This window comes from Pseudomonas sp. KH_021, assembly GCF_057838865.1.
The window spans coordinates 123602-138509 of the sequence record NZ_JBYQOU010000002.1 but is presented as its reverse complement, the minus strand read 5'-3'; the positions used below and the strand labels follow the sequence as shown (position 1 = coordinate 138509).

Sequence of the window (14908 nt, the reverse complement as noted above, 5' to 3'; positions counted from 1 at the left end):
AAAGGGGCGGTATGCCCCATTAGGGTGGGTTTTAAAACCATACTTGCGACGATTGAAGTGGCGGCGCCTCTGGAGGCACCACTTTCAAATTCGTAGTCTCGATGGTGGTTTGAGCTATTGGTGTCGCCTCAACGACCGGCTCAAGAGCCTGAGCCGTCGAAAGCTGACCAAGGTGGCTCCATTCATTATTGGAATCAGTTTCGATCCCGGTTACGAGCTGAGGTGATAGATCAGGCAGAGGATCTGCCTCACCTAGATCAACCGGTGTCTCTTGTGTCGAAGTCTGAGGTAGTGAAGCTGTAGCAGACTCCTCAACACCCGCTTGTGCAGGCGTTTCAAAATCTATTTCCGGCTCATCCTCCGCCATTTGTACGCCCATTGCTGCAGCGTGAAATCCCCTGGCCAGATCAATGATTTTCGACTCATCTGACAAATTCATCATCAGACTAAGTACCAGCTGAAAATCTTGACCTTCGACATCGCCCTTGTCGGGCAGTCGCATCAGAACGTCGTCAAACGTCTGCGCGACACTAGCGACCTGTGGGTTCAGAAACGAAAGACTCGCAAGCTTGCTTTGCATTTTCTTTAAAGCGTTTACCGCCCTCTGCCCAATGCTCTGCTTTCCTAGAAAGCTGCTTTCAAGTGCTTCACGAGCAGCTTGCGCAATCTCCCGAAACAGCTGGCCAGCTAGCCCATTCACTTCTTTCTCCAAACCTCGGTTGAGAACCGGTTGATCACCAGCAGGAGCCAAACGGCATGCCGTGTAATGGCACCCTAATCGGCTTTCAACTACCTTCACTGGAGTGATTGCTACTTCCAGCGCCGCTCTGAAGTTCGGGTTAGCAACGATCCAGTCCTGGTCGAGCCATTCCTGAATATTTTTATCGTAGTCCTTACAAAAGATGGTCCGAGCGTCGACAAACTCACGTTCAATCGCATCCAGCTTGTCTGCTAGCTCAACCGATCTCGAAACGGGAACGGCGTAGCCACCCAAGAAGCGAACGCCAACCTCCTCGCATGCGCGAATTGCCCGGCGCTTCAATCGATCGAAAACCTTGGTCGTCTCCGGATCGCAGATCCGTTTTGAACCTAGGCTGACCAATTGTTCTGGAGGTAGATCTACTACTCCCAAGTCTTCTGGTTTGAGCTTTTTCCGACCGGACCAAATACTGATATCCAGGCCGAACAGCAGAACTTCTTGAAGAACTTTTACGTCTTGAATTTTCATGGAGCATCTCCTAAAGGTGCTCCTCCCTTGCGGGGTAGAGACACCCCCGCTGGGTTAAGGTTTTGGCTAGAACCAGACGCCCGTGGGGACGTCTGTGTCAGCAAAAATGGCTTGTAAGTTGAGGCGTTTGGCGATGACACCTAACGCTTCGAGTGCCTCGAGGTACAACTCATCATCTGAACCCGGTGAAGGGTTCGGTACCATGAACATTGAAGTGATCTTTTTGGCATCAAGCGTGACACCTTGCTCATCATCCTCTTGCGAGAACAACACGAGTTCGGTGCCACCCTCGGTAACCAAATCGGCGAGCTTTACCAGCAGAATCAGCTTTAGCCGCTGAGACTTGTGTTGAAGGTGAACTGCTCCTGAGCCGAAACCCTGGAGATCACTTTCCAACTCAGCCCATGCAGGCGCCAGCTCCTGGTAAACCCTCGAACCACTATCGTCGTCTCCAATACCAGAGAGAAAGATTGGCATTGCATCAAGCGCGTGCTGAGCATCCATCACCGTCCAGCAAATGCTGATCATGCCTCGGTCTCCTTCCACAGCTGATCGCCAAACACCTCTTCACAGATTTTGTGAATAGCAGTCCGCTGCAGAAAATCGGCTCTGTTTGTCAGCGCCTGCCGCATCGACACGTAAAGTGGCGACTGACACGGCGTTTTCGCCAAACCAGCTTGGAGTTTCGCCCAACGAACCAAGGTCCTTGTGCTCATGGTTACCGTGAGTTGCCCGCGCTCGTCAGCAGTTGCAGATCCAGTGCTACTAGGATTCGCATTTGCAACGATACGGTTTCTTTCTTCCTGATCGCAGCCAATAAATTGGGCACGAATCTTGTTCGCAATCTTTACGAATGGCTGCAAGACAGAAGCATCAACACCTGGCAACGCAGCCTGCAACACCCCTACTTCATCGTCCGGATCCATGTAGGAAACACGGAGAGTTCGATAGCGGTCCATCGTTGCGAGGTTTTGCTGCTGGGTTCCGCCGTACAAGCCGGTTTCATCTCCCTGACCAGCCGTGTTGGCAGTGCCGACAAAGCGAAAGTTCGGATGGGGATGAATGATTCGACCACCATCTTCGGCGATAACCAAAGGGCGCCCTTCGAGCACTGCGTTGAGCGCTGAAGCGGTGTCAGGATTGAGGAAGTCCATCTCATCAAGGATGAAGATGTAGCCTCGTTCAACTGCCATAGTAAGAGGACCATCCACGAAGATCATTTTCTGATCGCCAGTGGGTGGATCTACGGTGATGGAGTGGTGGCCGACTAACTCTGGCCATTCCAGTCGACTATGAGCGTTGGTCTGCAGTGCAGGCCAATTGAGGCGTCCTGCTGCTTCAAGAATCAACGACGTCTTGCCTGACCCAGTAGGACCAACCAAAAACAGCGAATCATCCATCGGCTCGTTTAACCAGGACAATACCGAGCGAAGTAAATCGCGGCGAAACTTATAGCTGCCTGAGACCTTTGGTACAAAATCCTGATGAGCGTGGCCTAGTGAGAAACCAGGAACGCTTACGGGAGCTTGAATTCCAAACGAGGACAGCGGGATTTGAGCGTCAAATTGCATGGTGTATCTCCAAAAAAAGAGACACGCCAGCCCCAACGGGACGGTGTGTCCCGATGGGTCGTAGGAAGGTGGGTGTTTGTTTTGAGTGATCACCAGCCACTTACTTGCCTTGTCGTACCATGACGACAGAGCGAGATTCTTAATACAGATAGCTTTGGTCAGAGGAGCCCTCACCAAAAACATCTGATAGAAATTTATCTGAAACGCCTGCTCTCGACCAGCTCAACGGGCCCGTCACCCCCTTGCAGGGGGAGAATAACTGAGGGGCTTTAGCCCCCCCAGTCACCTTTCCTCAGAACCAAATGCCTCCTCGCATCTGGTCAAGCACTTCATCCAAAGAAGCGGATGTAGTTGAAGCATCCGCATCGACGGTCAACCGTACGCGACTGCCACCGACCTTACGGAAAGCACTGTATTTCTCGTCGGACAGATCAGGATCGAACTGCATTGCTACAGCCTTCCAGTCGATCGCTCCATCCTGGATGTACCGCGTGATGGATATGCCATCAGCTTTTGCTGAAACATACCCCCCCATCAACGTGACCAGCTCATCCCGAATAGACTCTCGCTGTCCTTTACAGACATTGACGGTCTGCATGGCTTTCACCAGATCAGACTCGACTCGTTTAAGTTGGTCCGCATGCAGGGCCCATTGAACTCTCACTGCATCCTCGGGGGTGTAGTGGTCGCGCTCTGGATCCTTCGCTGGAGGCTTTCCGGTTTGAACCATCTCCCAGAATTCCAGCTCCTGATTCAACATCATGTCGATGAAAGAATCTTCTCGCTGAATTTCGAACACCACCGGAGCATGGCTAGGATGGTAAAAAACCAAATACCCCATGTCTGCTCCCGCTACCGCAATTTGGTGTTGAACCTGGGGGTAGTACAGCCGGTACCCCTTACTCGCTAAACGATTTACGAGTACATCTTCAAAATTGCTTGTGCTAGGACACTTTATTTCAACAGGTCGTCCTTGGTTTTGAATCCCATCGAAAGACGCCCTGATCACAGGGTGAATCGAGGATTCCGCACACATTGGCAAAGCAATGGTGTCGTATTCCTCTTCGAACCATGACCGTGCATAAGGCTCATGCACAATCCCGTGTCGAACCCATGGGTTTCGTGAAAGATCATCAATCGGCAACACGCCGCGAAGCTCTCCCCACAGACGCCATGGCGTTTTGAAGGGGGAGCTTCCCAGGATGACAGCTGCGTTGGAGGCCGAAACACCGCCCCTACGCCACTCATGCCATTGCGAAGTCCTTTGCCCAACATCAACGACTCGCATAACAGCCTCCTCGTGTGTTGGGGCTGCCCCAAGAGGGGTAAGCCCCTCTTGGGTTAATGGTGGATGATGAGCATGTCATCACATCGATCGTTGTTGCTGTTGAGCGGTTGCCTCTGCAGCGTCGAGCTGCTCTTTCGAATAGCGCAACAATTCAGCGGAGAAACCTGACTGCTCATCGAACCAGTCGCGAGCGGCTTGCCAGCAACCCGTGGACGACGCGCGATCGACAACGCTTTGGATGCGCTGGAGTACCTTCGGATGAATCGAGGAAGGGTCAAACTGAGCTGGGAGTTCACTCCTGCCCATTTCCTCGAACTCAGCGTCAGCCACCATATGGTGATCAGTCTGATTACCGGTAGTGGCGTAAGCCTGGTTAACCGCGCCAGAGCTCAAAGGGACAACAACAGGTACCGTTGGCTCAACTAGCATCGCCTGACCGTCGATCACAGCGTCAGGATCGCCAGAGAACCCCTCACCATTCTGAATATCCAGAATCTCCATAGCGGTATCCATGCGCGGACTGGACAGCGGCCAATCCTTACGGGCCCGCTTGGTGATGGTTTTGAGATACATCTCTTCTGCCCAGTTCACCCAGGGTCCCTTGTCCTTTTTAAAGGCTTCAGACGAGTCCCGGATCTGGAAAATCTTCTCAGCCCTCACAGGGGTGACGAGGTGATCTCCACTTGGCAGTTTTGCGATGTTGTAACCACCGCGGAATTTACCCCTCTCTTCGATCGGCGCAAATGCGTCGAACTCGTGAATGGGTAGCTGCGCGGGGCCCCGAAACTTGAAATGATCATTGCTGTAAACCAGCTCGGACTTTGACCATGAAATGCTGCCCGTATCGGTAGCAATCTTGACCAACCCCCGGTAGCTGATGTCCAGCATGATTCTTCCATCCCGCGGTACCAGGTAAGCAAGTGCCAAAGCTGGATTCAAAGTCAACCCTACGGCTGCAACGTTGATCATTGCCATGATCACGCTCGATGGATTGCTTTGGGCAATCTTGAGAGCGAAATCCTTGTTTTTCCCGCTGAATTGTTGGACAGCATACAGAGCTTCTGCGCTGAAGTTGAGGCCCACGTTTGTGCTTTGCACCATGTGGAGGAACTTCTCCTCCGACCGCTTAACGAGAGAAGTTACAACCTGAATTGGTGATAATTGATTGGACATGATGCCTCCATATCGGAGGGCATACCCCCTAATTGGGGGCGATGCCCCCATTAGGGTTGAGTTCTATCTAGACCTTACACGCCACAAATATAAGCTACGGGTGCGAAGGGAATGTCATCGTCGAAACTGTCAAAATCCCGTGGTGCACCTTGCTGACTCTGTTGAGGTGCGGAACGAGGATTCTGGTCAGGTTGAGGACGCTGCTGCTGAGGCTGAGGCCGTTGAGGTGCTGCATTGGACTGACCTTGCGATGCGCCTGCGTTCTGTGGACGACCGCCCAAAAGCTGCATGGTGCCTTGCATGTCGACGACTATTTCAGTGGTGTACCGCTTGATGCCGTCTTTTTCCCACTCACGGGTCTGCAGCTTGCCCTCGATGTAGACCTGAGAGCCTTTACGCAGATATTCACCTGCGATTTCTGCAACTTTTCCGAACAGCGACACGCGATGCCATTCAGTCTTCTCGACTTTTTGGCCAGTTTGCTTATCAGTCCATGATTCACTTGTGGCCAGACTCAGATTGGTGACGGCGTTGCCATTAGGCATATACCGCACATCAGGGTCTTGGCCACAAGTGCCCACGAGAATTACTTTGTTTACGCCACGAGCCATGGTTATTCCTCCAGGAACAAATGAAGGGCACGACTCGCCCCATAGGGGCGTAGTGCCCCAAGGGGGGTTGGGTTAGGTGGGTGTCTGATTTGAGTGATCACCAATCACTTTTTCCGTCGCTCCGCAGGGAGCAAACGAGAAAGCTATGAAGAGGAGGCATGTTGGAAAGTGCCTTCCAGAGACGAGACTCGCCAGCCTCTGGAAGGCGCTTTCCGGAGAGGTTGCCCTCTCCGGCGCGTGAAGCGACAAATCAAGCGACCAGGCCAATTTCCGCATGTTGCGGCAGAAGTTTCTGTTGCACGGCCCAGTTCTTGACGTAACGAAAATCAACCTGGTCCTCGCTCACCGTGTCAGCAATGTGTTTTGGCACAGGGACACAACGATTGTGGTCAAGGAGAAGCTCGCGTAGCTGCATGCAGTAGATAGCGTCGATCATGGAAGTGTCCTTTACGAGGTGTGCCACCAAAACCGATCCTCAGATGGGTTTTGGTGGCACACCCCGCAGGGTGCACCACTTGCTTCAGTCGACTCGGTTCATGCGTTGAAACGCAGGAGCGTCGTATGCAGACCAATCCCGAGGCATCCACAGCTTCTGCAAAGCAGCAGCTGGGAGGTCAGGCTTAGTTGCACCAGTTAGTCGAGGTTCGGCGGACGAAGGAGCAACAGACACCTTCTTGGCAGGCGTAATGCAGTAAATGAATGCTGCAAGACGATCTCTTGCGACCTGAACAATTACAACAGCGCAGATGAACAGCAGAACAATTGCGATCGGGCTAGGAGTAGTCATTTTGCAGACTCCTCGGTAGCCAGAACTTGCTTAGCGTGAGCTTGAGCAACGGCAGAACCGTCAATTGCCAGAACATCGGCAGAGGTAAACAGAGCAAGGTATTTCATGAGAGGCCTCTCTAGAAAAAGTAGAGACCTCGACCCCTGTAGGGTGCGGTCCCTACAGGTGATGAGTAGTAGCGAACTACTCAGATGGTGGGTGTTTGTTTTAAGTGATCACCAGCCACTCCGGAAGCAAGCTTCCGGGATTCTCTCGACAGCGCAGCTGTACGAGAAGAAAACGAATTGGATGAAAAACTACCAGTGCGATTGGGGGCTGTAAAGGCGGCGTCCATCAATACCCCCTCTTAGGGGGCAGACTCAACGTCATGTCAAAAACCTCCTGAGTACCCTAAGGATACCCCCCCAACCAATGGATATGACCATGACGTCAGAAGCAATCCAATCTGAAAACCCACTGAGCTCGGCTTCTCAAAACAACGACCAGGCAACCCCAACACCGGCTGGAAAGAATGCGGTTGCCGAAAAACGAAAGAGTGAGCCAAAGCGCAAAATTTCGACTCCCACAATCAGTGCCTCGCTGGCGTTAAATACAGACGTAGCCCAGCGTGTGTTTCGTGAAACCTATTTGGTCGCCAGCAGATCCCTGTTCACCATTGACGTTGTGACTCGGGCACTTGCGAAAAAGAATGCTGCCTTCGACTACGGCGAAGTGTTGAATGCAGTGATGAAGATCATTGACGATCTCAGCGCCAAGCTTAACAGGGACACTGCGCAGATCGAGCAGATGCTCACTGCACACAAGATCACCAGCAAATCCCGGTACGATCATGCAGTTGATCAGCCCTACTCGATTTCGACACCTCATGCGAGCCGGTTTGCTCTTATCATCAGCGACCTGGACAAGCTTCTTTGTCACATCGATACCGCATGGCTGAGCGGTCTCATTCCGTCGAATACCGTTGCTGACCTCAAATATGCGTGGCGCCGGTCCGTACTTCGCGCTACCCGTCAATTGACACACATCGCCCGTGACTCGATGAAAAAAGTGAATCGGTCCGGGGAAGATGTCGTCGCTCAAGTTCGTGAAGAGCTGGGCGAGGACGTCGAGACGGATCAGGCGGCCAACACGCTCGCCGAATCGAATGACGATGACACTCCAGCGGACAAAGTCGCCTGATCAACCCCGAAGCATTCAAAATGCCAACCCCCGCCTTGCGGGGGTTTTCTTTGCATTTTTTATATTCATGGCACCATATGGAAAAACAGGAAAGGATGTTCAGGCATGACTCAGTTGAGGGTGTTAACAGGGCTCGCGGTGTCATTGACGTTGGCAGGATGTGCATCAAATGCACCGGTGGTGCCAAATCAATTCGATGTCGACGGCATGAAGTACGGTTTTGAGGTTAAAAACCAATCGACTCTAAGTCTGGTCAACCAGGCCCCGCTGCAATTCACGGAAGAAACTTCCACTACCGATCAAATCCTGCTTTCAGCGGGACTGCCAACCCTTAAACAGATTCCTCTGGGTCGACTCAGCTCCAGCGAGATTGATAATTCAACCCGTAAAGAGGGTTTTGACAATGCTCACACGGCTGCCTCTTTAGCGATGGATGTATCGAGCGGAGTCACGAACGCAGCGACTGCGGGGGCGCTCGGAGCCGTCAATTTCTTACTCGCACCGACCGACAATGATCCACGTATGTCCAACAGCGCCTACTGCTTTGTTCCTCGCGAGCAATACCCGGATCAGAAGGCAGCGTACAGAAGATGTGTGATGGATATTCAAGCGGATCTCAAGGCTGCGACTAACACCACAGGAGCTCGAATCAGTACGACGGGTACTCAGCTATTGATTGACGACTCCGTGTGCAAAAACGGTCAAACCCAATGCTTCACTGTTGCCATGAGCACAGCTAAAACATTGGCTACCACGGGATATGCCCCGGCGAACAAAGGTGGCTATCCAGCATACATTTTCAGAGTAAGCATCGACTTCTACCGAGCGAAGAACGCTGCGCTTTCGGCAGAGGCCAATTTAGCCGAGAAATTGAGTTCCGCGAGAACGAACAAGGCAACGACATACCGTCTTTACGATCGAGCAAATGAGCGTGTCATAGGTGTGTACTAAAACCAAAAAACGGACGCCATCAGAATAAAACCGGGCCAAGGCCCGGTTTTTTTTACTCCAGATACTGCTCTACTTCACCTCAGACCAGCCCTGACTTTCCGCCTCATGTCGCAGCGTATCGGCGTCCATTCCCTTCAAGCGCTCCTCGTTGCGCTTCAGAGTGTCAAGCCGGTCACCGCTCACGTTGAGGTTGCTGCCCTGGCCAGTGAGGTTGTCTAGATTCACCGTGTTCACGTTTGGAAAATTTCCAGTGGTCTGCAAAATGCCGATCCATTCGCCCAAATCGATTTTGTCCCAGTTGATCTTGTCCAACGCTGCAATGGGAATCGGATCGCAGGATGGGTTTTCAGCCTCCCCAAAATTCGTACCCAACTGGCCTCGAATCTGCTCCTGCAGGATCCTGGCTACTGGACTGTTGAAGCAGCAATACGATTCCCTTTTCTCGATGCAGCCTAACGGTGTCTTGGAAGCACAGTAGCTGCCGATAAAGTGGCATACCTTCAGCTCCTTCTTGGCCCCGAGTTCGAACTCCTTTGCCTCACACTCCCAAATGATGTTCACAAGAATCTCAGTCAACACATAGATTGTGTAAATAATCATGATGACGTTTGCGGCCATCGCAATGTTTTGGGCAAGTGGGCCGAGCGCCGCATCCCCCGCGGTTGTCACCGTACCGTCAGTACCAGTCTGTGCAAACGCTTCACCAGATCCGGAGACGAAAACCGCGTTGGCAGCTTCCGCGCCAAATGTCTGAGCAGTCCACTCGGCCGTCTTATTCATCAACGTCTGCTTGAAGGTGGCAATCATCCCTTTTTCGGCACCCGAGGCGATGAGATCCTTCGCAGCCATGCCAGTGTCTGTCATTGACGCCCAAAGATCTGTCGTCGCCCGCCAGGCTGAGTTCACACCTTCAATGATCGGTTGCTTCAGCTGGTTCCACGCGCCGTAAACAGGCTTGGTCATCTCAAAGTTGCCAGTGGCCTCCATCAAGGAGTAGGTCTTGATGGTAAGGTTGACGTAATCGGCCAACGAGATTCCACCAGGGTTTTCACAGCAATTGACCCACCCACCAACAGCCTTTTTGCACTCCATTGGCTCGCCTTTGAACAAGGCACAGGACCTGTTGTCCTCAATCCCATCGTCCCCGGTGCAATCCATATCGTGCTGAGCGGACTGGGCAATTTGTAATGCCGCTACCGCTTTCGAAAAATCGTTACTCTTGTCATAAGTCGGGTTGTAGCACTCGCCCCCAGCACACCGAACGGGACCGTCACACTTGTAAGTAGTATCAGCTTGTTGATTGGGAACATTGACGTCGACGCCACAATCCCAAACCTCCTCGAACACAGCACATGCTCCAGACTTACCCTTAGCACCACCGACGCACTTCTGTTCAATAAATCCGCACTTCGGATCATCCTCGTATTTTTTGCACGAATCGAGATTGCCGCCGTTATTGGTCGGGCATCGTGTTACACCTTTGGCGTCTACGTAACATTCCATTCCCCCTTGATAAAATTTGCAATCAGAGGTGAACGCAATCTGACGGCAGAGCGGGCTTATGTTAGGAAAAGGAGACGGCTTTAAATGACTCTCACAAACTTGAACGCCATTAATATATGTACAACCATCAGTAACGGCGGGCATGTCTGTGCAGGTCAGACTCTGAGCAGAGCAGAAACCATCAGCAACTTGGGTAGCCGCTTTTAGAGCCTCTTCAGAAAAATATTCGTCTTGAGTGACAGCCTTATTTGGATCAAAAAGGATCTTGATCCTTGCATAACCCTCACCATTACCAGCAACAGATGTGCGTGTTTTAAACTCTACAACCCCATCTACTTGGAAGTGAGGCGTAACATCAACGTCCAAAGTCTGCTGCCACGATGTTGAGAGTTCGCAATTCCCACCCGTTTCTGGCGGAAAATTTCCGTTCGGCCCATTCCAAATTTTGGTATCACCTGTCCACACCTGCATATAGTCATCGTATTTTGCGAACTCTAATGTTGCCTTTAGAATTGCGCTTGGATTGATGACATTAACAGACATCTTTTCTTCATATATCGTGCAATGTCCTCCCCAGTAGTCGTTGCCGACTGTACCCACCCAAAGATAGATGCACCCAACACCGCAGCTTTGGATGTTCGCTGGCCCTGAGTTGTGCTCAAGAACACCAGCGTTGTAATTGTGTTTTAGTACATGAGAGCCAGAGGAATCAATGACTCGCTCACAGGTCCTGTAGTCTGGAATGTGTTTTTTTATGGTTGTGTTATTAAATACAGTTTCCGCTTTACAATCAGAAAACTCACCTTTAAAGACATTCGGATCCGAAAGAACCTCATCGGTGGTTGACCAAATCGGATCCTTAATCAGATTAGGGCTGGCTCGACTGGACGAGTCCACCAAAGTACGATAGGCATCCCCATTACCTCCCGTCTCTGTTTCTAAGCGTGTTTGAGCACCTTTACCGAGCGTCAGAGTATCTTTGTCTTTACCGTAGACATTATTCAGATCCGTATTTGAGCCGCCTACAGACCCTGGAAACAAACTATCAACACTTACATTCGAACCACCTGGAAATACCGCACCGTTTCCTCCGTCACTTGTCGGCCCTTGATACGTTTCTAGAAATTGGTTCCCAAACAGATTAGCTTCAGCGGCAGAGTTCGAGACGCCATCTGCCCATGCGCTAAAGGCAAGAGTATTAAGCGTCAAACCGATTAACGGGATGCACACAGCGGTGACTAATTTTGAGTTTCTTAAAAATTGCATCAAATCACCTACAATGTTGCGCAGCAGTCGGCCCAACGCCAAAGCATGTAAAGCGCATCTTCACCAACAAAGGGGATTAACCTTCCTTTAGGCCCTCCATCCCATTTCATGGGATGTTCACCTATCCAGTGAGCTCGCGAAGTTTCAGGCAAGGGTGAAAACATCGCCATTTTGTATTGCGACTTAACCATCGTCGGGAATATCTGAGACTTACATAGAGCTTCGTCCCCCATCGTCAATCGCGCGAGGCCTCGCCGGTGCTGTACTGCCAAAGTTTTCGCCGCAAGCAGGGAGGTACTTCGCTCAAACTCCATATTTCCCGTGTGACCAGCGAAGGGATAAATAGCCCCCCAGCTGCCAGCGCACCACCACATGGAGTCAATTGGTTGTCCCGCAGTGAGGGTCAGAGCTTCAGCAGTACAGGCTGCTTGAGCGATCGGGGAGCTTACCGCAGCAGCTTCGGGGTGAGTAAAAAACGCCAACTCTGGATTTGTCCAGGTTGGGTCAATCTCACTCATTGCAATTAGGTCAAAGTCGTTAAATCCATCGGTATTGCATCGGCTGGGCAAATATATTTCTAGGATTTGAAGCAATGGAAATGAGTAATAGTGGATATTGTAAAAAACAGTGTCCCCACTGTCGTAATCACCGCTTCCGTTGTGCCCCCGCAGACGCTTGTCTCCAATTGACAAATTTGCGCCGCCTAACGCCATTGAACAACCAGGGGAACGTACAACCTCTACCAATCGCGCGGGTTGCCACATCGACGTCACCAGACCCGGCCTGTAGATCCCGTTATTATCTGCACAGGCGCAAACTGTCTTATTACTTGACTTGTCCGGCGCTGTTCCACCAAACATATTTACGCCTGCCACCTTAATAGGAAACAAGCAAGCCCAACAAACATCTGTAAAGATCTTCGGCCCTAATATTTCTGCGTTTTTGCACGTTGGATCGCCCGGTAATTCTTCAGCGTGAGCAACGGAAAACGTTACCAGAAATAAAAACAGGATGTTAAATAGCAATTTCATTAGTTCTGATCCGTGCTTGAGTGTCTATCAACATCGGCTTTGACATTGAAAAGCCCTGAATCCATGCCCCTTTTAGGGATTTGATGATCTCGCATGGACGTACTTGCTCATAACGTTCAAGCACCAGTTGAGTGCCCAATGATTGACAATGCCGATAAGCTTCAAATAGCCAATCAAGATTACCCGGACGCTTTAACGCGGCGAGGTCAACTTTGCAGTAATCCCATCGTGTTAATTTCAGACGATTGGTATCTGAATAGTCGACCCCAAGGTCATCGATTGCCACCTTGATACCTAATTCCCTTAAATACGAAACTTGACCAATCAGCAGGGCTTCGGAAGCAAAGTACTTTTCTGACACTTCTAAAACGACGTCATTCGAGATCCAACCACGTAAAGAATGTAATTTTTCGGCAGCAGCGACCAATAAATTTTCGTCGTCCATTGTTTCAGCTGATAAATTTATAAATACTGGAACTTTTGTGTTTCTAAGAAAATTCGATGTGCCGACCATACCCAATACTAATTTGTCGAGCTCGCACCATGAAAGATCGCCAGTAGGTACAACAAATTGGTCAGGTAGCATTACGTTACCCGCAGTGTCGATTTTGCGAGCAAGAACCTCATACCCTTGTAGCGAGCTCCATGAGTGTAAGCCCTGAACAGCGAGTTTCACCGTCATTTAAGGAGCTCCTCAGTTTTTGTCTCAACAACAATAAATTTTCTGTCGTCAGCATAAATTACACTTGGCACTCTTTCGATTTCGAACGTCGATATAACCTCTGGCGTCAAAACAAAAAGTGGCGCGTCAACCTGACTTTGCAATTGTTGAAACGATTCCCACCCATTTTCAGTATTAAGCGATGAGATGATGAGGGTGACACGTTGTTTGGATGAATATTGTTGATATTCCCGCTTAGCAAATTGGACCTGGTCATTATCCCTGCCATCGAAAACGACTAGGCGCTGGGTAAAAGGCCGTACATCGAGCGGGTTAATTTTTGTTCCCTTTGCTGCAATAACGTTTCCCTTTTGGTCCAAAATATCCGCACCAACAATTACAGTCGGATCTATTTCCCGTGTTTGCGTCTCTGCTGTTTTTTCCAGTTCATAGTATTTTTGATTAGCCCAGAAGCGATCCTTCGCTGATTTTTTCAGCTTCTCAAAATCTACCTGGTGAGCACGCTCCTGCATGACGTCGACCAAATCCCGCTCGGCAATATCTACTGTAGGACCAATAGCCCCCAAATTCCCCCGGTCACCTTTATCGTAGGCGTCGGCAACGTATTGGGCGCTGGCATTCCCTCGTACGGTGAGTAACGCTGTCTCATTCTCCTCAAGCACCGTGACAGGAACTGCAGTGATGTGGTGCCGTTTGAAGGCTGGTGGATCGATAATTACGCCTGCCTTTGAGTGAGAGTCCATTACGAGTTTTTGAAGGTGCGCGATCGCCTCAACCGTATTCGCGCCTTCAGGAAAACCTCGCACCACGAGCTGTACTGTCGTGTCGTCGGAGTTGTCTTCGAGAATGGATTTAAGCTCAGCGTCGGACATCGACCGTGAAATGAATATTAGCGTACGTCTACCTTCGAACACTTTCCGCTGCGGTACAGCCGTCAGCTTATCCTCTTGAATATCCTTGTCCTTGTCAGGGGCCCCCTCTAAGGGATTGCCCACATACTCGCCCTGCTCCGCGGCGATACTTTTTGCCCACCCCTCGACATCTTCCTTGGTCAAATCACTTGAGAAAGCGGATTGCGGAAGCATTGCGGATAGGGCTGTTATCGCAATAGCTTTACGGAAAGAGATCACCATAGTGGGTATGCCCTGCCGACGACCTGGGATTCATCGACCACCCCCCAGTACCTCGAGTCAAAAGAATCTTTCGTCCTCCCGGAAAACCAGTACTTGCCACTGTCGAGATATTCATCTCTGGTGTATCGGGATTCAGGTTTATTCAATGTGGCCGCAAGGTACAGTCCATCAGCGGTCGGAACCTTAACGCCATTTACGGAGACGCCATCGTGCCCCACCTGGACCCGATCACCTGGTAGACCGTCGATCATTTTCGTCAGCAGCGTGTCATTCGGAAAATATGGCTCAGTGCCGCGGGCTCGGAAGGTAAAAATCGCTCCTCTCTCAGGTTTCTTGTCGGTCTTGTCGATGAAGAAGACGCGATATCCCAGACAACGGCTTTGCTGAGGATCGATACCGATGCTGTAGCGTGCCGCAAGCGCCGAGCCTCCCCCCCCTACAACGAGCGCCATAAGAGATGCCAATGGGAGGGCAAACGCTAAAAATCTGCCACGGCTCATTTTCC

At 50.9% G+C, this 14908-nt stretch carries 14 protein-coding genes; 2 read left to right on the top strand and 12 right to left on the bottom strand.

The window, feature by feature from the left end; all coding sequences use genetic code 11:
• Positions 1 to 31: 31 nt before the first annotated feature.
• From AC3IX4_RS29415 to AC3IX4_RS29385, 7 genes are all read right to left on the bottom strand, one after another.
• The gene (locus tag AC3IX4_RS29415) at positions 32 to 1228 is read right to left on the bottom strand and encodes a DUF3150 domain-containing protein (RefSeq protein WP_489261614.1); all 1197 of its coding nucleotides are present in this window, start codon (positions 1226 to 1228) and stop codon (positions 32 to 34) included.
• Between the two features lie 66 nt (positions 1229 to 1294).
• Positions 1295 to 1756: a hypothetical protein gene (locus tag AC3IX4_RS29410; protein ID WP_489261613.1), complete on the bottom strand. Its 462-nt coding sequence runs from the start codon at positions 1754 to 1756 to the stop codon at positions 1295 to 1297.
• Positions 1753 to 2799: an AAA family ATPase gene (locus tag AC3IX4_RS29405; RefSeq protein ID WP_489261612.1), complete on the bottom strand. Its 1047-nt coding sequence runs from the start codon at positions 2797 to 2799 to the stop codon at positions 1753 to 1755. The genes AC3IX4_RS29410 and AC3IX4_RS29405 overlap by 4 nt, the downstream gene beginning before the upstream one ends.
• Positions 2800 to 3091: 292 nt before the next feature.
• Positions 3092 to 4087: a YqaJ viral recombinase family nuclease gene (locus AC3IX4_RS29400; protein WP_489261611.1), complete on the bottom strand. Its 996-nt coding sequence runs from the start codon at positions 4085 to 4087 to the stop codon at positions 3092 to 3094.
• A 78-nt stretch (positions 4088 to 4165) separates the two neighbouring features.
• Complete coding sequence (locus tag AC3IX4_RS29395; protein WP_489261610.1) at positions 4166 to 5260, bottom strand: recombinase RecT; 1095 nt, start codon at positions 5258 to 5260, stop codon at positions 4166 to 4168.
• A gap of 74 nt (positions 5261 to 5334) precedes the next feature.
• Entirely contained in the window at positions 5335 to 5871 is a 537-nt protein-coding gene (locus AC3IX4_RS29390) for a single-stranded DNA-binding protein (RefSeq protein ID WP_411961122.1), read from the bottom strand.
• A gap of 250 nt (positions 5872 to 6121) precedes the next feature.
• Complete coding sequence (locus tag AC3IX4_RS29385) at positions 6122 to 6307, bottom strand: hypothetical protein (RefSeq protein ID WP_489261609.1); 186 nt, start codon at positions 6305 to 6307, stop codon at positions 6122 to 6124.
• 774 nt (positions 6308 to 7081) lie between these two features.
• Here AC3IX4_RS29385 and AC3IX4_RS29380 point away from each other — a divergent pair.
• Together AC3IX4_RS29380 and AC3IX4_RS29375 are read left to right on the top strand one after the other, a co-directional pair.
• Positions 7082 to 7837: a hypothetical protein gene (locus tag AC3IX4_RS29380; protein ID WP_489261608.1), complete on the top strand. Its 756-nt coding sequence runs from the start codon at positions 7082 to 7084 to the stop codon at positions 7835 to 7837.
• A gap of 105 nt (positions 7838 to 7942) precedes the next feature.
• Positions 7943 to 8788, top strand: coding sequence for a hypothetical protein (locus tag AC3IX4_RS29375; protein ID WP_489261607.1), 846 nt, complete (start codon positions 7943 to 7945; stop codon positions 8786 to 8788).
• Between the two features lie 69 nt (positions 8789 to 8857).
• Here the strand turns inward: AC3IX4_RS29375 and traN are convergent, their stop codons facing one another.
• Genes traN through AC3IX4_RS29350 form a run of 5 tightly spaced genes read right to left on the bottom strand, consistent with a single transcriptional unit; the run spans position 8858 to position 14903 of the window.
• Positions 8858 to 11557: a conjugal transfer mating pair stabilization protein TraN gene (traN, locus tag AC3IX4_RS29370; protein ID WP_489261606.1), complete on the bottom strand. Its 2700-nt coding sequence runs from the start codon at positions 11555 to 11557 to the stop codon at positions 8858 to 8860.
• Between the two features lie 8 nt (positions 11558 to 11565).
• On the bottom strand, positions 11566 to 12588 hold the full coding sequence (locus AC3IX4_RS29365) for a TraU family protein (protein ID WP_489261605.1): 1023 nt from the start codon (positions 12586 to 12588) through the stop codon (positions 11566 to 11568).
• A complete protein-coding gene (locus AC3IX4_RS29360; protein ID WP_411961117.1) occupies positions 12572 to 13270 on the bottom strand; it encodes an EAL domain-containing protein in 699 nt (232 codons plus the stop codon). Before AC3IX4_RS29360 ends, AC3IX4_RS29365 begins: the two co-directional genes overlap by 17 nt.
• Positions 13267 to 14403 (bottom strand): TrbC family F-type conjugative pilus assembly protein, encoded by a 1137-nt coding sequence (locus AC3IX4_RS29355; protein ID WP_489261604.1) that lies wholly within the window; start codon positions 14401 to 14403, stop codon positions 13267 to 13269. Before AC3IX4_RS29355 ends, AC3IX4_RS29360 begins: the two co-directional genes overlap by 4 nt.
• Positions 14397 to 14903, bottom strand: coding sequence for a S26 family signal peptidase (locus AC3IX4_RS29350; RefSeq protein WP_489261603.1), 507 nt, complete (start codon positions 14901 to 14903; stop codon positions 14397 to 14399). Before AC3IX4_RS29350 ends, AC3IX4_RS29355 begins: the two co-directional genes overlap by 7 nt.
• Positions 14904 to 14908 lie beyond the last annotated feature (5 nt).